Here is a 21,144-nt window from a genome sequence, read left to right as displayed (position 1 = left end):
TTCTCTGAAATACTCCATTTATAATTTTACAACTATACTATTATAGCAGATTGTATCCCAAATTTCGATAAATCTTTGTAACTATTTATCTCCTAATACAATCCTTATTTTACTACCTTCTTCAACTTTTTCACCTGCTTCTGGTGCCTGGTTAATAATGTACTTACCTTCTCCAACTGTATCAATCTGCAATGAAAGCATATATTGAGGTAGCTCACTTTTATTTAATCCAATTAAATCAGGAACTTCAACTGTTGGTACATCTGGCCAACGATACTCTTTTTCAATACCTCCTTGTTGTTTCTCTACACCAAGTGCCCTCAGACTATCTTCAATAATCGTACCAACAATTGGAGCTGCAACTACTCCACCAAATTGCACGGTACCTTTTGGATTATCTACAGCTACATATACAACAATCTCTGGATTATTAGCTGGCGCAAAACCGATAAATGATACAACATAATTGTTTTCCATATACTGACCGTTTTGTCCTACTTTTTGAGCGGTTCCGGTTTTACCACCAACGCGATATCCCTCTACATATGCACCTCTACCAGTACCTAATGACACGACATGTTCTAATGCTTCACGAACCTGTTTTGAAGTATCTTTTGAGATGACTCTTTTTTTCATCACTGGTTTTTTTTCTTTAATAATTTCTCCAGTAATTGGGTCTATAATCGATTTTGCTACAAATGGTTCATATAAATAACCACCATTTACTGCAGCAGAAACAGCCATTACTTGTTGAATCGGAGTGACTGATACACCTTGACCAAAAGATGTTGTAGCAAGCTCTACAGGCCCTACTCTATCAAGAGAGAACAAAATACCATTCGCTTCTCCTTGTAAATCTATGCCTGTTTTTTTACCGAATCCAAATGCGTCGATGTAAGAAAATAATTTTTCTTTTCCTAATTTTTGACCTAACACAATAAAACCAGGGTTACAAGAATTCTGTACGACTTCTAAAAAAGTTTGTTCTCCATGTCCACCACTATGCCAACAATGTAAATGCGTTCCGCCAACTTCTATGGAACCTTTATCATAATACGTATCTTCAGTTAAATTTACTTTATTCTCTTCTAAAGCTGCCGCAAGAGTTATAATTTTAAATGTTGATCCTGGTTCATATGTACTCCAAACAGGCAAATTGCGGTTATATATTTCCGAATCAATATTTTGATAATTAGCGGGATCGAAGTTAGGTCTCGATGACATTCCCAACACACTACCGTCATATGGATTTACAGCAATTGCAATGGCACCATCCGGATTATATTTCTCGAAGGCAATATCTAATTCTCGTTCAATAATAGTTTGTACTTTATCGTCAATAGTTAGCTGTAAATTTGCTCCATCTACTGGTGGAACATATTTGTCAGCTTTTTGAGCTAATTTCTTCCCTTTTGCATCACTATAAAATGATAAACTGCCTTTTTCTCCGCTCAATTCTTCATCATATGTTAGTTCAAGTCCTGTTAAACCTTGATTATCTATCCCACTAAATCCTAATACATGTGATAAATAAGTCCCTTTAGGATAATGACGAATTGAATCTTCAGCAATATACACTCCATCCAAATTTAGATTTTGTACTGCATTTGCTTTTTCTTCACTTATCTTCCTACCTTCAGGATGAAGTCGAACAATTCGTTCATTACGAGAAACAGCTTCAAGTGCATTATCATAAGGCATGCCTAATACTTCAGCTAACGATTTAGCTGTATCTTCTTTGTCTGTCACTTGCCTAGGTACAACCATTACAGTCGGAGCAGATACATTTTCTGCAAGCACCTCACCATTCCGATCTAAAATCTTTCCTCTCTCAGGTTCAAAAACAATATCTCTACTCCAAAGCGCTTCAGCCTGTCCGATGAGAAAGTCTTGTAACACAAATTGCACGTATCCCAATCGAATTAAAATAATACTTAATATAATAAAGACAATAAGAAACACAGTGACAATTCTTTTTTGAACAATCATATTGGTTATTTGTTTCATTCGATTACTCCTTTTAGAAAAAGTAACTTTTTGTCCCAATATATGATTCATTCAAATAGAATAGAACACTGTGCTCTAGGATTAACTCGTTGGTGATGCCAATTCGATAGTCAATATATCACCTGATTTTAATTCTGTACCTTCTTTAATATCCTGTTTCTTTACATAACCTTCACCAGACCATTTAACTTCAATACCGATCATTTCTTGTAATGTAATGACATCTCTTAATGCCCATCCTTTTACATTCGGCATTGTTGGTTGATCTGTTAAAACGATAATTTTTTCATTTGCAGTCACTTTTGCATTGGCATCTACATTGACACGAACAATATTTTTGCCATTTCCGATAATAATTGGCTGGATACCCACTTCTTCAAGTAAGGCTTTATATTCATCCACTGTAGCATTACGCCACTCCGGTATTGTTGCCAATTTTACTGGTTCTAACTTCTCTTGATCTGTATCAATATTTAAATAACGCATGCTATTTTCCATTACATTGTTAAATATAAATGAAACAGGAGCAGAATCTGGTTCATCATCTTTTAGATTTGGTTGTTTTACTGATACATACATAATTAACTCAGGGTCATTTGCAGGAGCCATTCCTAAAAATGAGAATACATAATTGTTACGACCAGTTAAATAACCTTTATTCGTCTCTGAGTTAGGGATTTGTGCAGTACCTGTCTTCCCAGCTAAAGAATAACCATCCAATTTGTAACGATTATATCCTGTACCAACTTTCGACGTAATAACTGTTTCTAATACTTTTAGCGTTTCTTGTGCGGTTTCACTGGAAATGGGTTCCCCTACTACTTCTGGTTCACTTTTTGTCAAAGTTTCTCCAGTATCCGCATCAATAATTTCTTTTATAATATATGGTTTTAACATTTTACCATTATTCGTTATAGCTGTAGCTGCTTTCACTAACTGCATAGGTGTAGTTGTTGTCCCTTGACCAAATGCAGTAGTTATTTGTTCAATTGGATAATTATACTGTATCTTCCCAATTACTTCATTGGATAAATCGATTCCTGTTTTTTTATCGAAATCAAATGCTTTTAGATAAGATAAAAATTTCTCTGGCCCTAACTTTTCATATGCTAACTTAGCTGCTGCCACATTAGATGAACGTTGAATGCCTTCTAGATAAGTAATTGTACCCCAATTACGACGCCAATCATTAATAGCAGTTATATTCGTTCCTGCTTTATACGTTCCTGATTGGAGTGTTTCATCAGGGTTCCAAACCCCTTCTTCAATTGCTGCAGCCAATGTGAAAATTTTCATTGTAGATCCAGGCTCAAACGGTGTCGAAATGACATCATTATACCAGTTTTCTACATTACCAAGATTATTTGGATTAAAGCTAGGTCTATTACTCATCGCTAGAACTTCTCCTGTTTTTGCATGAACTACAACAGCTGATATTCGTTCAGGTTCATATTCTTTCATCACTTCAGTAAGAGAATCTTCAAGTAATGTTTGAATTTTTTGATCTAATGTTAAAACAACATGGTCACCATTATCCGCTTCTGTTATAACTTCTTTCGGATTAAGTAACTTATAATTAAATTTATCTCTTTGATAAGAGATATAGCCGTCTTTACCAGTCAATACATCATCATAGAAACTTTCTACACCACTAATTCCTATAATTTCTTCATTTTCCTTTTTTGTTAAACCTAACGTATGTGAAGCGAACATACCATTTGGATAAAAACGAATTGGTTCCTCAGAAAAATAAATACCAGGTATATCTAAAGCTTCTATTTCATCTTTTTTTTGTTGACTTAATTCATTTCCATATTTACCAAATTCCACTTGAAATTTATCCGTTTCTTTTCCATTCTTTAGTACTTCTTTTATTTCACTTGCTTCTACTTCTAAAACAGGTGCAAGCTTAGTAGCTACGTCATCAATATTCTTAACGTGTTTTGGTTGTAGAGGGTTTGTCGTATGATTTTCATCTAAAATCGCATATATTCGATAGACGACATGGTCTTGTACTAGTGGAATATTATTCCGGTCATAAATCGTACCTCTATCTGCATTGATTGTGTACTGATTCGTGCGTTTTTCATCTGCTAATTTTTGCAAGTCCACACCTTGTACTTCTCCAGTAACTTGAATAAATAAAAATCGACCAACAAGTATTAGAAAAATGATAGAAAAAATTGTCATCCAAATGATAGACATTACATTTGTACTTTTTTGGTTCATTTGATTCACCTTAATTAATTACTTCGCTAGCTTGTTTTACTTTAGAATTCTTAAGCTCTAATCCATGTTCTTTTGCAAAGTTAATAATTCTCTCTGGTTGACTTAATTCTTTCTTTTCATATGTATAATTCTTGATTTTCGTTTCTTGTTGAGCAATTTGTGTATCTAATTTTTGTGTTTCTCTATTTATTTGATCAAGACTTGAGTTGAAATAAACTAAATATGCACAAACAACAATAAGCATTGTTGCAAAAATAGAATACATTAGTTTCTCGCCACGTGTAATCCAACTATTCCGTTTTACTACTTGTTTTTTTACAACTTTATTTCTTTTTTGTGGGGATTGATACATCTCTTCATTTGTGTATAAATTTCTAGCTTGATTTGCACTCATTATTTATTCCCACCTTTCTCCTCATTGAAATTGGCATTCCATTCTTTCACTTTTTCAATTACTCTTAATTTTGCTGATCTAGACCTTCTGTTTACTTCTAGTTCCTCTTCTGTTGCAACAATTGGCTTTTTCGTTATTAAACGAAAAGGTGGTTGAAACTCATCAGGAATAACAGGTAAATTTTTAGGAAGTGGTGGCGTTGTGCTCCACTTTTTAAATGCTTGTTTACATATACGGTCTTCTAAAGAGTGAAATGTTATTACTGAAATTCTGCCGCCGATTTTAACAACAGATGCTGCTTGGTATAATGCATCATGAAAAACTTTTAGTTCATCATTCACAGCAATTCGAACTGCTTGGAATATTCTTTTTCCAGGGTGTCCTCCTTTACGCCTTGCCGGCGCAGGTATTGCTTCCTTAATAATCTCCACAAGTTCAAAAGTTGTTTCAATTTTTTTTATTTGACGTTGCGCTTCAATTTTCCTAGCAATTTGCTTCGAAAACTTCTCTTCCCCATATTTGAAAAAAATACTAACTAACTGCTCGTAACTCCATTCATTAATCACATCATATGCACTTATGGAATTACTTCTATCCATTCGCATGTCTAGTGGAGCATCATGTTGATAACTAAAACCTCTCTCAGCTCGATCTAATTGTGGTGAGGATACACCAAGATCGAACACTATACCATCTACCTCATCAATTTCTAATTCAGTGAGTTTTTCTTTTAAATATTTAAAGTTGCTTTTCACATAGATGACATTAGCGCTGTATTTTTCTAGTCTTTCTTTCGCTGCATCTAGTGCATCTTGATCTTGATCAAAAGCAATTAGTCTACCATCAACATCCAATTGTTCTAATATGTATTCAGAATGGCCTCCACCACCTAATGTACAATCAACATATGTCCCTTTCGGATTTATTTTTAAATTGTCAACAGTCTCGTTTCTCAACACTGTATAATGTGAAAACATCTTTCCACCTCGCTTAGTTATACCTTTTTTAATATTCCATTTTCATTTTATAAGTCAAAGTCTAATAAATTTTCTGCTAAATCTGCAAAGGACTCCTCTGATTCCTCCACAAAACCATCCCATTTATCTGCCGCCCATAACTCTACTCGATTAGATACTCCAATAACGGCACATTCCTTCACTATATGAGCATACTGGCGAAGTGTCTGTGGTATATTTATTCTTCCCTGTTTATCTAATTCACATTCGATTGCGCCTGAAAAAAAGAATCGTGTAAATGCACGGGCATCTTTTTTAGTTAGGGGGAGTTGTTTTAACTTTTCTTCCAATATGCGCCATTCAGTCAATGGATAAGCAAATAAACATTGATCAAGACCACGCGTAACAACAAATTGTTTACCTAAATCTTCTCTAAATTTAGACGGAACAATTATACGGCCTTTTTCATCAATATTATGCCTATATTCACCCATGAACATATTGGTCACCCCACTCTCTACCATTATCCTACCACATCTCCCCACAAGTCACCACTAAAAATTAAATGTTTTTGATTTTTTTATCGCTAAAAAAGCACAAGCACGTTTTGTAACACAATTCTTGTATATAAATCATTATCATTTTTTGTTTCATTTGGATATTCTCGTAGTGCGCTAACTAACATAACCACTATTTTAAAGCACAAAAAAACAATACTTGTTAGGACCTAATATAGATAGGGACTAACAAGTATTGATTTATCACAAACTTATTGTATATGAAAAATATAATGCTGATCGTTGATTTCCATTTCTGCATCTAACAATACACGCAAACTATCTTCTCCGAATTTATTTAAATAATAAATAATATTCCAAACACGTTCTTGAAATCCATTATCAGGATGTAAATGCATTTCAACTAAATCAAAACTCCGTAATTCTTTTTCATGTATTGATTCTATTTCTTTTTGCAAACGTCTAACCATATCTTCTACATAATTCTCAATATATGTTAAATTTTTGTTTGCATAATTTAAAATATCGACACCTAACACTTCTGCTTCTTTACGCAGTGGAGAATGGACTTTTGCTATCAATTCTTTGATGTTTTTCTCCATTAATGATAATGGTTTGTTTGTTTTTGATTCAAGCCATGAAATTTTTTTATCCATCACGCCATTTCGTATCACATCGTTTAATTCCATAGACCTTTCTGTTAACTCTTTTTTTATTTTTTTCTCGATTATTGTAATCGATGCCCGTGGTAGTACTGGAGGCATACTGATTGAGAACGTTTCAAACAACGGTTTTAAAATGGACCAATATCCAACTTCGCTCGGACCACCTAAAAAAGCTAATGTAGGGAATAAAAGTTCTTGCATTAACGGCCTTGTCACTACATTATTACTAAGTAACTCTGGTTGATTTTGAGCTATTTCAAGTAATTCACTTTCACTATAGCTACATTCGTTATTTTTACCAACCCATATATCTTTACTTCTTTTTAACAGTATTCGTTCATTATTATGTTTAATAAACAAGTGTCCATCATCTTCTTTTACTTCAACACTGATATGATAACCTTGTAATCGAAGCTTTTGTAACTGTCGCTGTACGTTAGGTGCGATGACATGTTGATTTTTAATCATATGCTGAAAATATTCACTCTCTAACTTTCTAACTTGTTCATTTGCAGAATCAATCAAGACTAATCCAGTGCCTCGGAATAAATATTGAATAAAGATTGCAAAAAAATCGGTATAAGACGTAGAATCCTCTAATATACGTAACATCTTCTCATAAAGACCTTTTGTAAATGGAGATTCTTCTAAATGAAAGAAGACTTCACGTAACCATTCTCTTCCAATCTCTTTATCGAATTTTTTATGCGACACAGAGAGTTTATCATTCACTTGATCATACCAAGTTATTTTTTTAAATGTGGTTTCTTCAGGCAAATATACATGGTTAATTTCATCATAATCATGATCTTCACCAGCAACCCAAAAAACAGGTATAACAGGAACTTGGAGTTCTCTTTCTTGCTTTTTAGCTAATTGAATAATAGAAATAATTTTATGTATGGTATATAATGGCCCAGTTAGCAATCCTGCTTGCTGTCCTCCAATAACGACGACACTTTCTTTCTCTTTCAATTGTTGAATGCGTGTCAGTGTTGCCTTGTCAGCTTGCCAGTGTACATTTAATTGTTCTAATACAGTAACTAATGCATCTCTTTGAAATGTACGATGTTTTAAATCCGTCAACCTTTGATGAAATATACTCTCTTCATATGGATTATAATCAAAATTCTCCATTAATTTAGGAATTTGGTTGTAATAATCTTTTATAAATTTATTATCCGTTTCAAGCTTCAATGATTCGATATACATCGATTACAGGCTCCTTTTGTTATGATTATATATATATGAGTCCATATGTATTGTACAAAATTCAATCAAATGTTGCACATAATTTGTTTTAAGATAAACAAATATACTAACAAAACATAGTATTCTAACCCAAAACATGAACCATACCATATGTATTGTTACGCAATATAAGAATGATGTGTAAACTTAAGACAAAGTTGTAGTTGATAGGAAAAACCCACGGAAAAGGAACAGGATAACCTGCAGCAGTTGCACACCACATATAAAATCTCAAAGTAACCTGATAGTAATATCTAACAAGCATAAAACCCAAACGATTCGTAAATAGCTTTCAAATCGTTTGGATTTTTTAAGGTTAAAGAAATCTATTATCCTAATCTCTAATACATTGCTTTAATCCATAATATGATCAGCTTTTTTTAGTATCACAATACATTCTGATATGATTGATTTATATAATTGCAAGTGTTCTCTTAACTGCTTATTTTCTTCCTCTAAATCATTCATTCTTTTTGTTTGATCAATGGATTGATAGTAATTCGAAATTTTTTCTATGGATTTAATAATTTCCTGAAAATTAACATCCTGTTCACCTGCTACTACTTCTCGATTATACGTTATTTTCTTTCGGTTATTTTTCGCTACTTGTATTGCATCCTCATAATGTTTTCTAAGTGTTGCATTCCACCTAAATCCACATGCCGCTGAAGTCCTGGATAACTTATTACCTGCCTCCTTAAACGCTTCTAATTGCGTTTTACCTTCACGTATATGATGCAACACTGTCTCTGCTAATAGGATATCTTCTTCCTTTGTCCAAGCATCTTGGCGATTTCCTTGCATAAATCCACCTCCTCCATTCTTGCTATCAATGTATGCAATTACTAGAGGAGATAGACTGTAAATTTTCACGATATCACCTAACTATTATATACAAAGCATTTATTCTCATAAAAAAATGCGAGCAACGATATATCGCTACTCACATTTTTCACACAACACATTGTACTTTATTATTGTGCTACAACTTCTTTTCCGTCGTAGTGTCCACAAGATTTACATACATGGTGTGGTTTTGCTAATTCGCCACAATTTGAACATTCTACCATTCCTGGCACATGTAATTTTTTATGTGTACGTCTTTGTCTTTTTACTTTTTTTGAAGTTCTTTGCTTAGGTACTGCCATGCATTACACCTCCTTTAAAGAGAGTCATTATTGTTGTCATCTAATAAGGCTTTTAACTTCTCTAACCGAGGATCAATCTTAGTTGATCGTTCTTCCTCCGTTATCAGTGTCCAACCTTCACCTTGCTCAATTGTATTTGCTTCTAAAATCTCTTTTTCTGCAAATACACGATAAGGTATCTCTAAGATTACATTTTCCTTGATATACGGTACTAAGTCAAGTACCTCTACATTAACCGTATGAACATCTTCGTTTTCAGGATAATCTCTAGTTGTGAAACTTTCCTCCATACGAAAATCAAATGAATACGGAACGTCAACTAAAGTTCTAGCACAAGGTAAAATCATTTCTCCTTGGACAGTTAATTCACAGATAATTTCTGAACCATCCAATTTCGCACTTCCTTGTACATGTACAGGCTCGATACTACGAATATCATTATCCAAATCAGCCAAATCTGATACATCGACTAATTCATCAAATGAAATAGAGTTATCACGAGATTGTTTTAACTTTTGTAATGAAATTTTCATATTATTCACCTCAAGGCAACAAGAAATATTTTAAAAGGAAATCAATCATTTGTCAACATTTTTTCTTTACAGGCTTCTGATAAATTAGTCAAAGTATGCTATACTAATTGATTATAAGACAATTAGCAAAAATAATCGGTATAATAATTAATCATAACACAGATCGTTCAAAAAAAATAGTTAGGAGAATAGAATGATGCAAGCATGTGGTGTAATAGTGGAATACAATCCATTCCATAATGGACATAAATACCATCTTGAAAAAGCTAGAAGTCTTTCAAAAGCTTCCTGTATGATTGCAGTGATGAGTGGAAACTTCTTACAAAGAGGCGAACCTGCTATCATCGATAAATACCACCGCGCTAAACTCGCCACCGAACAAGGGTGTGACATCGTAATTGAACTCCCTTATTATTATGCTGTCCAACATAGTGAATTATTCGCAATGGGAGCAATTAAAATTTTAAAAGAACTCGGTGTACATTCCTTGTGCTTTGGTAGTGAAAGTGGTGAGATAGATGCTTTTCATCAAACGATTGATGCAATTGAAAAAAATCAATTCATTTATCAAGAATCACTAAAAAATGCAATAAAAAAAGGAAACTCTTATCCAAAATCGCATCAAATAGCTTTGAATCGTATATTTACATCTGATACTTCTATTGACATTGGACAACCTAATAATATGCTAGGTCTACAATACATCAAACAAATCCATAATTTAAATGCGAATATAAAACCTTTAACGATAAAACGGGCTCAAAGTAATTATCATGATGAAACCATTTCTTTACCATTTGCTAGTGCGACAAGTATTAGACGTTCGCTTTTACATACAGATAATCATTTTCTACAAGAAATACAAGACTCTATGCCTAAAATGACTTCAAAAACATTAGAAATGTATAAGAAGCAGTATGGATGTTTTCATACATGGGAGGCATATTTTAAGCTATTGCAATATAATGTATTAACTTCAAACGAAAGTGTATTACGAACGATTCATGGAGTAAATGAAGGTATCGAACATCGTATCATACGGACAGCAAAAGATGCTACTAGTTTTCAAACATGGATGCAACTATTAAAAACAAAACGATACACGTGGACAAGTTTACAACGTATATTTACACACATTTTAACGAAAACAACCAAAGAGGAAGTACAACAAAAACTGTTAGAGACTCCACCAATTCGGATATTATCCATGACAGGTGTTGGCAGACAATATCTCAACGACCATAAAAAGGGAACAAATCAATTATTTACAAGTAACAAGAATCCGTTTCCAGATAAGGAGCTGGATGAAAGAATCTCATCAGCATACTACTCTATTATTGATTCAAATATGATGATACATGCAAAAAAACAAGCATACTTGCCACCATATATGGCATAAATGCTTGTTTTTTTGCATGCAATTTATAATGATTGTAAGTATTCAAGTGCATCATTAAAATGATCCACGGGAATAATTTTCATATCTGTTCCGATTTCTTCTGCCGTTTTCTTCGCCACTTCATAATTGGAATCTTCTCTGCCATTCTCATATGGAGCAAAGAAAATGTCGTTTCCTTCATTGTCTGCTGCTATTACTTTTTTGTCTATGCCACCAATTCTACCAACATTTCCATCGTAATCAATTTCACCAGTACCAGCAATTTGCAAGCCATGTGTTAGATCTTCTTCTGTCAATTGATCATATATCTCCAATGCAAACATTAAACCAGCACTCGGCCCTCCAATATCACCACTACTAAATGATAATTCAGGTTGTACCTCAATATCTCGATTTGTGACTAACTGTATACCAATTCCTGGCTTATCATTTAACGACTCTAACTTAGCTAATTGTATGGACTCTGTTCTTTGTTGTTCGTCCCTAACAATCATTATATCTATTTTGTCCCCAACTTTCTTTGATTGGACATATTCAGTTAAATCGGTTGCTTCTTCTATCGTTTCTCCATCTATTCCCACAATTTTATCACCAACTTCCAAAACACCAAAAGCAGGTTTCCCTTCCAATACATCAACCACATATACCCCTTCAAAACGTATATCAATCTCTGCATTTGCTGCTTCATAAGCAACTACAGTGGAAGATTCTTGAGAATTTTCCATCATCATCAACTGTATTTTTCGATATTCTTCTTCGGTCATGTCATCATAAAATACTTCATCAATTGGTACAATTTGATGATAATCCTTTAACTTTGCTAGTAAGTAATAAAAAGGGGTTGCCTGCATTCCTTGAATCGTAACAAGGTGCATATCTCCATCACTCTCATAGCCACCTTCTACTTCTACAACAGGATTAAGCGGATCTGCACTTCCCGGTTTATAGATATAAAAAGGTAATTGATAGATAAAGAATAGTGTGACAATAACAAATATAACGCTAATAAGCACTAATTTAAGTGATTGTTTTTTCATAAAATCTTCCTTTCTAATCCGTCCAAATGAAATCCTTGTATATATTTATATGATACATCATATACCTTTTAGAGAAGACAAGCCATATTTAGTGTTCAATTCGTTCCATGCAAGGGGGCTCTTATTTGAATCAAAAATTTATCTCTTTACTGTACGCAATATGTATTTTTTTTATCGCTTTTTCAATCATTTATTTCCCACAATCCGTGTTGTCCGCAAGCAAGCGTGGGTTAGAAATGTGGGCAACTGTTGTGTTCCCATCATTATTACCATTTTTTATCATAGCAGAATTATTTATCGCCTTCGGAATCGTTCATTTTATTGGTGTATTATTTGAGCCAATTATGCGTCCATTATTTAACGTACCTGGTGTTGGCGGATTCGTATGGGCAATGGGTATGGCAAGTGGTTATCCAGCAGGTGCAAAATTTACAGCAAGATTAAGACAAGAAAATCAATTAACAAAAATTGAAGCAGAGCGATTAGTCTCATTTACAAATGCATCCAATCCATTATTTATAATTGGTGCTGTATCTATTGGTTTTTTCTATGATCAACAACTAGGTATCTTATTAGCGATAACACATTATCTTAGTAATTTTTTTGTAGGACTATGTATGAGATTCTACAAAAAAGAAAAAAAGATTTCTGTAAATAAAAGTAAATTGTCATTTAAAAAAGCTTTCACATTATTGCATGAAATAAGAATAAAAGACAACCGACCTCTAGGAAAGAAGCTTGGCGATGCTATCACTCAATCGATTCATACATTATTATTGATTGGAGGATTTATTGTATTATTCTCTGTACTAACAACGGTACTAAAAGAAATCCATCTAACTGAAATAGTATCTTCCTTATTTGCCAATACTCTTCCGCTTATTCATTTGCCTCAAGAATTCGCTGTACCATTATTTACTGGGTTATTTGAAATTACAATTGGTGCACAAGAATTATCGACGATTACATCTCAACATGTGCTCTTTTATGCTATTATTTTATCATTCATCTTAGGTTTTAATGGTCTTTCTGTACAAGCACAAGTGGCAAGTATTTTAGCAGAAACCGATATACAATTTTATCCATACTTCATTGCTAGAATATTACACGGGACGATCGCAGCTACATTAGTAACCATCTTGTACCCAATTCTTTATGTAAGTAAAGAGAGCCACACAACAATAGCAACTCAAGAGAATCATATAGAAAATACCTATTTTCAAATATTTGTACAATACGATCAACTAAATATAATGATTACGATTATTTGCTTGCTCCTTTATGTGATTTTAATACTTAACATGAAAGAATTAAAATTATAACATTATTTGTACTTTTTCTTTAATGCTTCTTCTACAATTGGTGGTACTAAATCTGAGACATTCGCGTGATATTTTGCAACTTCTTTCACCATGCTTGAGCTAAGAAATGAATATTGGTTGTTTGTCATCATAAAGAATGTCTCTATTTCTTCATTTAGCTTCCTATTCATTGACGTAATCTGCATTTCATATTCAAAATCCGTCACCGCTCTAAGACCTCGTAATACTACTTGCGCACCTTGATTACTTGCGTAGTCCATCAATAATCCATTACATGCATCCACTCTTACATTGTGAATATGTTCCGTTGCTTGTTCTAATAGGTATACTCTTTCTTCGACTGAAAATAAGGGCGATTTAGATTGATTATTAAATACAGCGACAATCACTTCATCAAATATTTTAGCACCTCGTTGAATAATATCTAAATGTCCATATGTTACTGGATCAAAGCTTCCTGGGCAAATCGCTAGACTTGTCATGACTATCAACCTCTCGTAAAAATTGTTAATCCTGTTGTACTACCTAATTTATCTTTACTCCACTTATTCCAATTAATTGAAGGAGCTTCTAATGTATCTTTCACATCATGCTCACATACAATAATGCCATTATTATTTAACAAATCTAACTCGTCAATCGAATGTAATAATTTTTCATACGAAGTTTGATAATATGGTGGATCAAGGATAATTAAATCAAAGTTGCGTTCCCTTTTATGCAATGCTTTTAATGCTCGAAAAGCATCATTCCTATATATTTCTGTTCTGTCTTCTAATCCTAATGTTTTGATATTTGCTTTAATGGTGGAAATTGCCTGTCCTTGTTTGTCAACTAAGATGGCACAATCCATTCCCCTACTTAGTGCTTCAATCGCCAAGCTACCACTACCAGCAAATAAATCTAAACAATTTCCCCCATCAAAAAAAGGACCAATCATATGAAAAAGGGACTCTTTTACTTTATCTGTTGTTGGTCTTGTTAATTTATTTGGTACACTCTGTAACTTTCTCCCTTTAAATTCTCCAGAAATCACTCGCATACTCTTGCCTACTTTCTCTTCCATAATTAAATCTATCTTACTATAGCATGAACATTCTTATTTCTTCAAATATCGTTTATCTGAAAAATAAAATTTTTCGTATAAATTACTACAAGGTTGTACACACTGTTATTAAAGCAACATTGTTTCGTTGCTTACTCGGAGAAGACTTACCATTCCCCATAAGTTCTTCCTCCGGTTTCTCCTCTCCCTTTATTCTTTTTATTTTCCATTGAAAATAAAAAGAAACCTGCAACTTTATTTAGTTGCAGGTTTTTTTTATTAAATTCCCATTTTGTAATCATATTCTTTTGCTCTATCTTTTGACGCATTTTCGTATTCCGTTTTAACAAATGGTCGATATGACTTCTCTACTTTCGTCACAAATGGCAACTTATTAAATGTTTGTAATGCTTCATCATACAAATCTTGATTCACATATATGATTGCGTACTTTAATTTTTTTGACACATGTATCAAATGTCCATGTTTCTTTAATTGTTTTATATTTTTCATATTATGAAACCATACAATGATAGATTGACGCTTAGTTAACATATTTGCTCCTCACTTTGTATTTATTATTTTCACTACGATGCTCTACAACCACATCCACCGCTACCAGATCCACAGCCACAACCACCATCTTTTAGTAATGCGCCATCTTTAGGTACTTTTATATTTTGACTTACACTAAATGCGATAATTTCACTAATTTCATCAAGAAATTGTTGGAATTGAGTTTCCACTTGCTTATAATTCGCTATAGACTCATGCATGTCCATATCTCGCTTTGCTTCACGAATCTCTTTCATTATTTTACTGTAATCCGGATGATAACGCCCAAACCTTTCCACATCGTCGTACAGTTCTTTTATTTTATTGAAACGGCTTATTAATTGTTGTGCTGTTTCATCTGTTTCTACAGTATGTTTCGCTTTATCATAAGCCAACTTGATATCGGATTGTAGTACCATTTGTCCAATTGCTTCAGATTTATCTAAAATATCAACAATCTCCATTGTTGCTATCATCTCAACACCTCCACCAATATCATACCAACATTTTGAATAAAATAAAAGTAGCAGGGCTATTTTAATCGCGATAGGCCCCTGCCATACTCATAATCATTCGTATTAATTGAATATTTTGTTGTGTCTTCTCTAATCTCTGTGGAAGTGTTTTACCATAATATTGTTTAGATTCTTTCTGTAATTCTGCGATACTTTCATCATTTCTAGAGAGTTGACGATACCACTCTGGATTTTTTCTAATAAAATGCCACAAATCATTCCTACGTTCTAAATAATAATATATTTCCGGTTCCATTCCAGTCACCTACTAATCTTTAATCTGAAAAGAAAAAGGATCTCGCACCGTTCTTTTCGGAGTATTACTTTCTGTGTTATTTGCTTGATATTGCTTTACTAAATTTAATATATGGTCAATTGCTCCATTCCATTCATAGATATGTTTTTCTAATTCATTAATATCAATAGATGCTATTTTATTTAACATTTTTGAATAGATTGGATGACTGTTTTCCTCCTTATTTGTATCGTTTGTCTCCATATAGTCTTTCCATACCACGTCGTCTTCACCTAGCAAAATAAATTGTTCATAACAAGATTGAAATGTTATTTTATTAGATCTAATAGCTTTAACTACTTGTGGATTTTTTTCTAGGAATGATTTAAAGCGACGAACATCAGGGTGTAATTTATTCACTATTTTCTCATCCCTTCCATACCTACATCTTATAAAATTATATGAACATCATGTACTGGTTGTGTCAGATTTACTAGTATCTTATTGTAGTAATCTCTTTTGCATTAGTTTTGTTTGAGAAAATTCTGAGTATAATACAATTTATTTACACCCACACCTAAATGTGTATACTCATCATTAAGTAGTGCTTGTCTATGTCCATTACTATTCAACCACCCATGTATCACTGCAGGTACATCTATATAATTTGCAGCAATATTTTCTCCTGCAGAAAGATAAAATGCTTCTACCTCTGTTAAACGCTCTTGTAATCCATTACCGTCTGGACTGTAATGTGAAAAATATTTATTTGTCACCATATCTGTGCTATGCATTTTGGCAGCTTCATAAGCTTTATCGTCCCATTTAAGTACAGACACATTGTAATATGTTCTAATTATATTCGTAATATCAAAGATTTGCTTCTCCATACTTTCCTCTAATTTAGTCCATTCTTCATCCGTAGGCTCATCATTTGTCATTAGCTCTCCATAATAGTACACTTCATATGGACGATGTAATTGAAAAACATCTTTGTTCATAAAACGAACACCTACTAACTTATCTGTATAACTGTCCATATATACTTGCCCGTAAATATTATCACTAATTTTAATAACAGGCCTCAACTTTAAATCTTGCTCAGACAATTTAAATTTAATATCATCAAATGCAATTTCATTTTGTAATGTGAACAACTCTGTTAACTGACTATATGTTAATCCTATTTCTAATGGTTGCACATTTACATTGCCTGATAATGTATACAATGTGACAATTGTGTCTTCTGCAACACCAACTTGAATATACTTCTCATCATTTGTATAAAATCTCCATTCATAACCATATAAACTATTTTCTATTCTAGTCGGTTCCCCGTATTTTTGTTCAAAATCTTTAATACTCTTATTTAAATAATGCCAAATAGCACCACTATGTTTTATCACTGGATGTTCTTTACTTATCGTCTCTTTGGCGTAAATGTGGTTATCTACTAATGGTAATTTCGTAATTACAAGTTCCTCTTTATTAAAAGGATAAAAAGAGAGGATAACAAAGGAAAGTACTACTAAAAAAAATATCAATTTTTTCATAAAAATAGACGCCACCCTTTCAGAAATAGGTTATACTAGAAATATATAACGTTAGGCACTTTTTTAATACTGATTGTTGAAATAAAATTGCATCTTTCAACAATTCATACTATTATAGTTTTAATGATAAATTTAAGATGGGGTGAAATGATGAAAATTTTAGACACAGGATTAGATGGATTACTAATCGATCTGAAGCCTTTAGATAAAGGTTTAGAAAACGCAAACTTTGTTAGAGCATCACAATGGGATTATGAAAGAGTAACGTATGATTACAAAATCGGTTCTCCAGAAAAGAATATTACGTATTATATCCGATTACAAGGTCATGCTGTAGAAGGCGATGTTGATAAAGGGGATGCAGTCATTAAATTATTAACACCAGTTGTCGGTAAACACTATTATCCACACGGCATAGAGTACGGAGAACAAGAAGAATTTCCACCGAATTTAATTAATCGTGCAAAAAGTGCCTTACAAACGGTAAAAGCAAATATAGAACCATTTACTAAATAATTTTCCAAAATGAATACATAACATGGCTGTATGTATGTACAGCCTCTTTTTTTACTATTACTTTTGAGCACACTTATAATCTCTTCAAGATTTGAAAGGAGTACAATGTATATTTAATGAAAAATTTTACGAAGCAATATTGGAAATTAATTATTACACTTCTAGTATTAGTAGTACTCGGGTATTTCATCTTACCTGTCTCCATTCCTTTAATATTAGCTTTTTTCACTGCGTTAATTCTCATTCCACTCGTTCGTATATTCATTGAGAAGTTAAAATTAAGCAGAAAAATGGCAGTAACTATTGTATTTTTATTATTTATCTTAATAATTAGTACAATAGGAACATATGCCATTGCAAAAACCGTCTCACAGGTAGTGAATTTCACACAGAACCTTCCTGATTATGTAATCCAAATAAACAAACAGATTTTAGAATGGGAGTCTGATTTAGATCATTTCGCAGCAGAAATTCCTGATGAATTAGTCAACCAAGTTAAAGACGAAATAGAGGATACTTTAGTTTCAGCAAGTAACGATTTACGCGAAATTGTTAAATTTGAACGAGTTGCCAAAGCTGTAAGTGCTGTCCCAGAATTGATTGTTAGTTTACTTGTGTATTTAATTGCATTGTTCTTATTTCTATTAGAAATACCGAAACTAAAAGCAATCGTATACAATCATTTTACAGTCAAAACAGCGGAAAAAGTTAAATTTATGAACGCTAGATTATCCTATGTCATACTAGGATTCTTTAAAGCACAATTTCTTGTAAGTATCATTATCTTTGTAGTCTCATTAATCGGATTGTTTATTATCGTGCCTGAATATGCATTAATTATGTCACTAATTATTTGGGCGATTGATTTTGTTCCAATTATAGGGTCTATCGTTATATTAGGACCATGGGCACTTTATATGTTTATTACAGGGGACACTGTTACAGGGATACAATTATCTGTGCTTGCTATTATTTTATTAGCAATAAGACGTACCGTTGAACCAAAAGTAATGGGTAAGCACATTGGACTTTCCCCTTTGGCCACATTGATTGCGATGTATGTTGGTTTAAAACTACTTGGTATTCTAGGATTTATAGTAGGTCCATTGTTAGTCATTGCATTTAATTCTGCAAAAGAAGCAGGTATTATTAAATTAGACTTTAAAATATGACCATAAATAAATTAAGTGAATGAGATTGAGACAAAAAATTCTTTAACCTAAAAAAATCCAAGCGATTCGAAAGTTCTTTACAGAATCGCTTGGATTTTTTGTTTATTAGATAATAACTCTATTTAGTAATATTGAGATTTTTTTGTGCTAGCAACCACTTCGGCTTGTCTGTTTCTCATTCCCTGTTTTTTCCCCTAAGTTATACTTTTTTTAGCAATGGGCGCTAAAAAGTTAACTAGGAGAAACTACGTACCAAGAATAGCTTTGATTAAACTTGTCGTTTCTCCACCATCATAGAGCACATACAACAATACATAGACTGCAACGCCTGTGATAGCCGTTCCAAACCAAATTACACTTGTTATCGGTCCTATCTTTCGGTGTTTTTTAATGTTACGTTTAAATGCAAGTACCAATGTCACTACTCCGAATATCGCCCCTGTTGTAGATAAAAAGATGTGAAAAATTAAAAATATTGTATAATAAATTTTTAACTCTTCAGGTCCACCAAAACTCGTATTTCCAATAAAAATAGTTCTGGAAATATAAATGATAAAAAAGGCTAAGGCACTGTAAGCAGCAGCAAGCATTGATTTTTTATGTGCTTTGAAACTCTTTTTACTTACTTGCACCCATCCAATAGCAACAAAGATTGCACTAAGAATGATAAAAAAAGTGCTTATCGTCGGTAATAATTCCATCTCATATCCCTTTCATTCGTAAATTCATATTTTTTATTATTTTTGAGCAGGTAATGGATCAATCTTGTCAGCACCATTTCTAAACCAAGGAAAGAATATTCTTGCTAACAAAATTCCGTAAATAATTTCTTGTGTAATCTTCATTAGAATGCCACCTAATTGTTGATCCTCTACTAACCCAAATGGAGAAAACATTTCAGGCCCAGTCAATGTCAAGCCACTTAATACATCTGTAGGTACACATAACGCAAGTGCGTCAATCCATCCTCCACTGGCTCCATATGTATCATAAAGACCAGTACTTGCAAAGATGATTAGTGCACATGCGGGTGTGATTAATACACCATTCGCAACCATATACCCGATTTTTAATAATGGGGATAATGTATTCATTTTTTGAATTGGTGTAAAAATTGGCCACCACATAATGAATGCAGCAATTAATATCGTACTTGTAATAACTGCATGCGCCATCTCATTTCCTTTCGCAAAATCAAATATTAATGGAATATGATAAAAAGAAAATAATCCATTAAATAAGATAATAGCAATAAGCGGTTTAGTGAGCAATGTCAACACTTGCTTCAAGATAGGTAATTCAAATACTTTAACCCACACCCATTTAGGTAAACCTTTAATTATCAAAATAGGAAAAACTAAATAGTATAATGCCATCTGCACCATATGTGAGGTAAACATAATGTGTGATAAAAGGTCAATAGGAGAACCTTTAATGAGATACAATAAAAGCAAACCAAGATAAAAATATGTACGTTGTTCTACCGTCGCTTGCTTATCATCTTTCCGATTTATAAAGAAAATAAAATAAACAAATGCTAAAACAGCAATAAATAACGCATAATATGGACTCCACAATGCTCTAAAACCAAAAATTTGTAAATCTTGCCACATCTGAATCACTCCATTATTGTTCAATACTATTTCTATTATACCTAATTAATAGTTATGAAAGTAGCATAAACACTTAAACATTTCAACAATTTAATGAACAATTCAAAACTCACAAAGAAAGCCTAAGAGTAATAAGTACTCTTAGGCTTAAATTATATTACCACCAAACTAAAACCCCTAAAGCGATAATACATAAAAATGCAGCAAACACACCACCATAGAACATAAACGCAGGCATTTCATGTCCTTTATGACTCATATGCATAAAATAATACAATTGGAAACCTACTTGAACTGCTGCCAACACTACGATAATCGGAATAACAAATAATTTATCAAGTCCTGAGGCAACCATTGAAAAAGCGATAATTGTGAAAATTATCATTAACGCAAATGTAATAACTTGTTGCTTCATTTCTTCTTTTCGTTTTTGTTTTTCATAATCTAATTGTGCTGGATGTACAGAATTCTTATCTGCCAT

At 32.9% G+C, this 21,144-nt stretch carries 25 protein-coding genes; 4 read left to right on the top strand and 21 right to left on the bottom strand.

Annotation, left to right across the window (positions count from 1 at the left end):
• Window positions 1-81 precede the first annotated feature (81 nt).
• The 9 genes from ACFOZ1_RS05740 to ACFOZ1_RS05700 form a co-directional block, all read right to left on the bottom strand.
• Window positions 82-2,007: a stage V sporulation protein D gene (locus ACFOZ1_RS05740; protein ID WP_390196962.1), complete on the bottom strand. Its 1,926-nt coding sequence runs from the start codon at window positions 2,005-2,007 to the stop codon at window positions 82-84.
• 81 nt (window positions 2,008-2,088) lie between these two features.
• Entirely contained in the window at window positions 2,089-4,236 is a 2,148-nt protein-coding gene (locus ACFOZ1_RS05735; protein WP_390196960.1) for a penicillin-binding protein, read from the bottom strand.
• Window positions 4,237-4,246: 10 nt separating this feature from the next.
• Window positions 4,247-4,630 (bottom strand): cell division protein FtsL, encoded by a 384-nt coding sequence (ftsL, locus tag ACFOZ1_RS05730; protein WP_390196958.1) that lies wholly within the window; start codon window positions 4,628-4,630, stop codon window positions 4,247-4,249.
• Window positions 4,630-5,607: a 16S rRNA (cytosine(1402)-N(4))-methyltransferase RsmH gene (gene rsmH, locus ACFOZ1_RS05725; protein WP_390196955.1), complete on the bottom strand. Its 978-nt coding sequence runs from the start codon at window positions 5,605-5,607 to the stop codon at window positions 4,630-4,632. The genes ftsL and rsmH overlap by 1 nt, the downstream gene beginning before the upstream one ends.
• Before the next feature lie 47 nt (window positions 5,608-5,654).
• On the bottom strand, window positions 5,655-6,086 hold the full coding sequence (gene mraZ / locus ACFOZ1_RS05720; protein WP_390196952.1) for a division/cell wall cluster transcriptional repressor MraZ: 432 nt from the start codon (window positions 6,084-6,086) through the stop codon (window positions 5,655-5,657).
• 269 nt (window positions 6,087-6,355) lie between these two features.
• Complete coding sequence (gene bshC / locus ACFOZ1_RS05715) at window positions 6,356-7,981, bottom strand: bacillithiol biosynthesis cysteine-adding enzyme BshC (protein ID WP_390196950.1); 1,626 nt, start codon at window positions 7,979-7,981, stop codon at window positions 6,356-6,358.
• Window positions 7,982-8,374: 393 nt separating this feature from the next.
• Entirely contained in the window at window positions 8,375-8,824 is a 450-nt protein-coding gene (locus ACFOZ1_RS05710; RefSeq protein WP_390196947.1) for an RsfA family transcriptional regulator, read from the bottom strand.
• 170 nt (window positions 8,825-8,994) lie between these two features.
• The gene (rpmF, locus tag ACFOZ1_RS05705; RefSeq protein WP_089741890.1) at window positions 8,995-9,168 is read right to left on the bottom strand and encodes a 50S ribosomal protein L32; all 174 of its coding nucleotides are present in this window, start codon (window positions 9,166-9,168) and stop codon (window positions 8,995-8,997) included.
• A 14-nt stretch (window positions 9,169-9,182) separates the two neighbouring features.
• Entirely contained in the window at window positions 9,183-9,701 is a 519-nt protein-coding gene (locus ACFOZ1_RS05700) for a YceD family protein (protein WP_390196944.1), read from the bottom strand.
• A gap of 196 nt (window positions 9,702-9,897) precedes the next feature.
• On the opposite strand from ACFOZ1_RS05700, the gene ACFOZ1_RS05695 reads away from it, so the two are divergent.
• A complete protein-coding gene (locus ACFOZ1_RS05695) occupies window positions 9,898-11,100 on the top strand; it encodes a nucleotidyltransferase (protein ID WP_390196942.1) in 1,203 nt (400 codons plus the stop codon).
• A gap of 23 nt (window positions 11,101-11,123) precedes the next feature.
• Here the strand turns inward: ACFOZ1_RS05695 and ACFOZ1_RS05690 are convergent, their stop codons facing one another.
• The gene (locus ACFOZ1_RS05690; protein WP_390196940.1) at window positions 11,124-12,137 is read right to left on the bottom strand and encodes a SepM family pheromone-processing serine protease; all 1,014 of its coding nucleotides are present in this window, start codon (window positions 12,135-12,137) and stop codon (window positions 11,124-11,126) included.
• A 125-nt stretch (window positions 12,138-12,262) separates the two neighbouring features.
• Here ACFOZ1_RS05690 and ylbJ point away from each other — a divergent pair, with 125 nt between their 5' ends.
• Window positions 12,263-13,459 (top strand): sporulation integral membrane protein YlbJ, encoded by a 1,197-nt coding sequence (gene ylbJ / locus ACFOZ1_RS05685; protein ID WP_390196938.1) that lies wholly within the window; start codon window positions 12,263-12,265, stop codon window positions 13,457-13,459.
• 2 nt (window positions 13,460-13,461) lie between these two features.
• Here the strand turns inward: ylbJ and coaD are convergent, their stop codons facing one another.
• The 8 genes from coaD to ACFOZ1_RS05645 form a co-directional block, all read right to left on the bottom strand.
• The gene (coaD, locus tag ACFOZ1_RS05680) at window positions 13,462-13,941 is read right to left on the bottom strand and encodes a pantetheine-phosphate adenylyltransferase (protein WP_390196935.1); all 480 of its coding nucleotides are present in this window, start codon (window positions 13,939-13,941) and stop codon (window positions 13,462-13,464) included.
• 5 nt (window positions 13,942-13,946) lie between these two features.
• Complete coding sequence (gene rsmD, locus ACFOZ1_RS05675; RefSeq protein WP_390198071.1) at window positions 13,947-14,501, bottom strand: 16S rRNA (guanine(966)-N(2))-methyltransferase RsmD; 555 nt, start codon at window positions 14,499-14,501, stop codon at window positions 13,947-13,949.
• 170 nt (window positions 14,502-14,671) lie between these two features.
• Window positions 14,672-14,806 carry a hypothetical protein gene (locus ACFOZ1_RS05670; protein ID WP_390196932.1) on the bottom strand — a complete coding sequence of 45 codons (135 nt, stop codon included), beginning with the start codon at window positions 14,804-14,806 and terminating at the stop codon, window positions 14,672-14,674.
• On the bottom strand, window positions 14,784-15,059 hold the full coding sequence (locus ACFOZ1_RS05665) for a YlbG family protein (protein WP_390196931.1): 276 nt from the start codon (window positions 15,057-15,059) through the stop codon (window positions 14,784-14,786). The genes ACFOZ1_RS05670 and ACFOZ1_RS05665 overlap by 23 nt, the downstream gene beginning before the upstream one ends.
• Before the next feature lie 32 nt (window positions 15,060-15,091).
• Entirely contained in the window at window positions 15,092-15,535 is a 444-nt protein-coding gene (locus ACFOZ1_RS05660; protein WP_390196928.1) for a YlbF/YmcA family competence regulator, read from the bottom strand.
• A gap of 61 nt (window positions 15,536-15,596) precedes the next feature.
• Window positions 15,597-15,830 (bottom strand): YlbE-like family protein, encoded by a 234-nt coding sequence (locus tag ACFOZ1_RS05655; RefSeq protein WP_390196927.1) that lies wholly within the window; start codon window positions 15,828-15,830, stop codon window positions 15,597-15,599.
• Between the two features lie 12 nt (window positions 15,831-15,842).
• A complete protein-coding gene (gene ylbD, locus ACFOZ1_RS05650) occupies window positions 15,843-16,229 on the bottom strand; it encodes a spore coat protein YlbD (RefSeq protein ID WP_390196924.1) in 387 nt (128 codons plus the stop codon).
• 104 nt (window positions 16,230-16,333) lie between these two features.
• Window positions 16,334-17,362: a CAP domain-containing protein gene (locus ACFOZ1_RS05645; RefSeq protein ID WP_390196922.1), complete on the bottom strand. Its 1,029-nt coding sequence runs from the start codon at window positions 17,360-17,362 to the stop codon at window positions 16,334-16,336.
• A gap of 150 nt (window positions 17,363-17,512) precedes the next feature.
• On the opposite strand from ACFOZ1_RS05645, the gene ACFOZ1_RS05640 reads away from it, so the two are divergent.
• Together ACFOZ1_RS05640 and ytvI are read left to right on the top strand one after the other, a co-directional pair.
• Window positions 17,513-17,878 (top strand): YugN family protein, encoded by a 366-nt coding sequence (locus ACFOZ1_RS05640; RefSeq protein ID WP_390196919.1) that lies wholly within the window; start codon window positions 17,513-17,515, stop codon window positions 17,876-17,878.
• A 116-nt stretch (window positions 17,879-17,994) separates the two neighbouring features.
• Window positions 17,995-19,050, top strand: coding sequence for a sporulation integral membrane protein YtvI (gene ytvI, locus ACFOZ1_RS05635; RefSeq protein ID WP_390196918.1), 1,056 nt, complete (start codon window positions 17,995-17,997; stop codon window positions 19,048-19,050).
• 245 nt (window positions 19,051-19,295) lie between these two features.
• On the opposite strand, the gene ACFOZ1_RS05630 is transcribed toward ytvI, so the two are convergent.
• From ACFOZ1_RS05630 to ctaF, 3 genes are all read right to left on the bottom strand, one after another.
• Entirely contained in the window at window positions 19,296-19,751 is a 456-nt protein-coding gene (locus ACFOZ1_RS05630) for a DUF420 domain-containing protein (protein WP_390196915.1), read from the bottom strand.
• A gap of 36 nt (window positions 19,752-19,787) precedes the next feature.
• Window positions 19,788-20,663: a cytochrome c oxidase assembly factor CtaG gene (ctaG, locus tag ACFOZ1_RS05625; RefSeq protein WP_390196913.1), complete on the bottom strand. Its 876-nt coding sequence runs from the start codon at window positions 20,661-20,663 to the stop codon at window positions 19,788-19,790.
• Between the two features lie 157 nt (window positions 20,664-20,820).
• On the bottom strand, window positions 20,821-21,144 hold the full coding sequence (ctaF, locus tag ACFOZ1_RS05620) for a cytochrome c oxidase subunit IVB (protein ID WP_390196910.1): 324 nt from the start codon (window positions 21,142-21,144) through the stop codon (window positions 20,821-20,823).

This window comes from Gracilibacillus marinus, assembly GCF_042651725.1.
GTDB lineage: Bacteria > Bacillota > Bacilli > Bacillales > Amphibacillaceae > Gracilibacillus > Gracilibacillus marinus.
The sequence above is the reverse complement of the archived record's forward strand: the minus strand, read 5'-3'. Positions and strand labels throughout refer to the sequence as shown.

Coding starts and splice junctions, on each gene's coding strand:
- ACFOZ1_RS05695 (WP_390196942.1), top strand. CDS start 9,898: ATGCAAGCATGTGGTGTAATAGTGGAATACAATCCATTCCATAATGGA.
- ACFOZ1_RS05630 (WP_390196915.1), bottom strand. CDS start 19,751: ATGGAATTATTACCGACGATAAGCACTTTTTTTATCATTCTTAGTGCA.
- ACFOZ1_RS05660 (WP_390196928.1), bottom strand. CDS start 15,535: ATGATAGCAACAATGGAGATTGTTGATATTTTAGATAAATCTGAAGCA.
- ACFOZ1_RS05655 (WP_390196927.1), bottom strand. CDS start 15,830: ATGGAACCGGAAATATATTATTATTTAGAACGTAGGAATGATTTGTGG.
- rsmD (WP_390198071.1), bottom strand. CDS start 14,501: ATGCGAGTGATTTCTGGAGAATTTAAAGGGAGAAAGTTACAGAGTGTA.
- ctaG (WP_390196913.1), bottom strand. CDS start 20,663: ATGTGGCAAGATTTACAAATTTTTGGTTTTAGAGCATTGTGGAGTCCA.
- ftsL (WP_390196958.1), bottom strand. CDS start 4,630: ATGAGTGCAAATCAAGCTAGAAATTTATACACAAATGAAGAGATGTAT.
- mraZ (WP_390196952.1), bottom strand. CDS start 6,086: ATGTTCATGGGTGAATATAGGCATAATATTGATGAAAAAGGCCGTATA.
- ACFOZ1_RS05665 (WP_390196931.1), bottom strand. CDS start 15,059: ATGTTAACTAAGCGTCAATCTATCATTGTATGGTTTCATAATATGAAA.
- rsmH (WP_390196955.1), bottom strand. CDS start 5,607: ATGTTTTCACATTATACAGTGTTGAGAAACGAGACTGTTGACAATTTA.
- ACFOZ1_RS05690 (WP_390196940.1), bottom strand. CDS start 12,137: ATGAAAAAACAATCACTTAAATTAGTGCTTATTAGCGTTATATTTGTT.
- ytvI (WP_390196918.1), top strand. CDS start 17,995: ATGAAAAATTTTACGAAGCAATATTGGAAATTAATTATTACACTTCTA.
- ACFOZ1_RS05710 (WP_390196947.1), bottom strand. CDS start 8,824: ATGCAAGGAAATCGCCAAGATGCTTGGACAAAGGAAGAAGATATCCTA.
- ACFOZ1_RS05740 (WP_390196962.1), bottom strand. CDS start 2,007: ATGAAACAAATAACCAATATGATTGTTCAAAAAAGAATTGTCACTGTG.
- ACFOZ1_RS05735 (WP_390196960.1), bottom strand. CDS start 4,236: ATGAACCAAAAAAGTACAAATGTAATGTCTATCATTTGGATGACAATT.
- ACFOZ1_RS05645 (WP_390196922.1), bottom strand. CDS start 17,362: ATGAAAAAATTGATATTTTTTTTAGTAGTACTTTCCTTTGTTATCCTC.
- bshC (WP_390196950.1), bottom strand. CDS start 7,981: ATGTATATCGAATCATTGAAGCTTGAAACGGATAATAAATTTATAAAA.
- rpmF (WP_089741890.1), bottom strand. CDS start 9,168: ATGGCAGTACCTAAGCAAAGAACTTCAAAAAAAGTAAAAAGACAAAGA.
- coaD (WP_390196935.1), bottom strand. CDS start 13,941: ATGACAAGTCTAGCGATTTGCCCAGGAAGCTTTGATCCAGTAACATAT.
- ACFOZ1_RS05670 (WP_390196932.1), bottom strand. CDS start 14,806: ATGATTACAAAATGGGAATTTAATAAAAAAAACCTGCAACTAAATAAA.
- ACFOZ1_RS05700 (WP_390196944.1), bottom strand. CDS start 9,701: ATGAAAATTTCATTACAAAAGTTAAAACAATCTCGTGATAACTCTATT.
- ctaF (WP_390196910.1), bottom strand. CDS start 21,144: ATGGCAGATAAGAATTCTGTACATCCAGCACAATTAGATTATGAAAAA.
- ACFOZ1_RS05640 (WP_390196919.1), top strand. CDS start 17,513: ATGAAAATTTTAGACACAGGATTAGATGGATTACTAATCGATCTGAAG.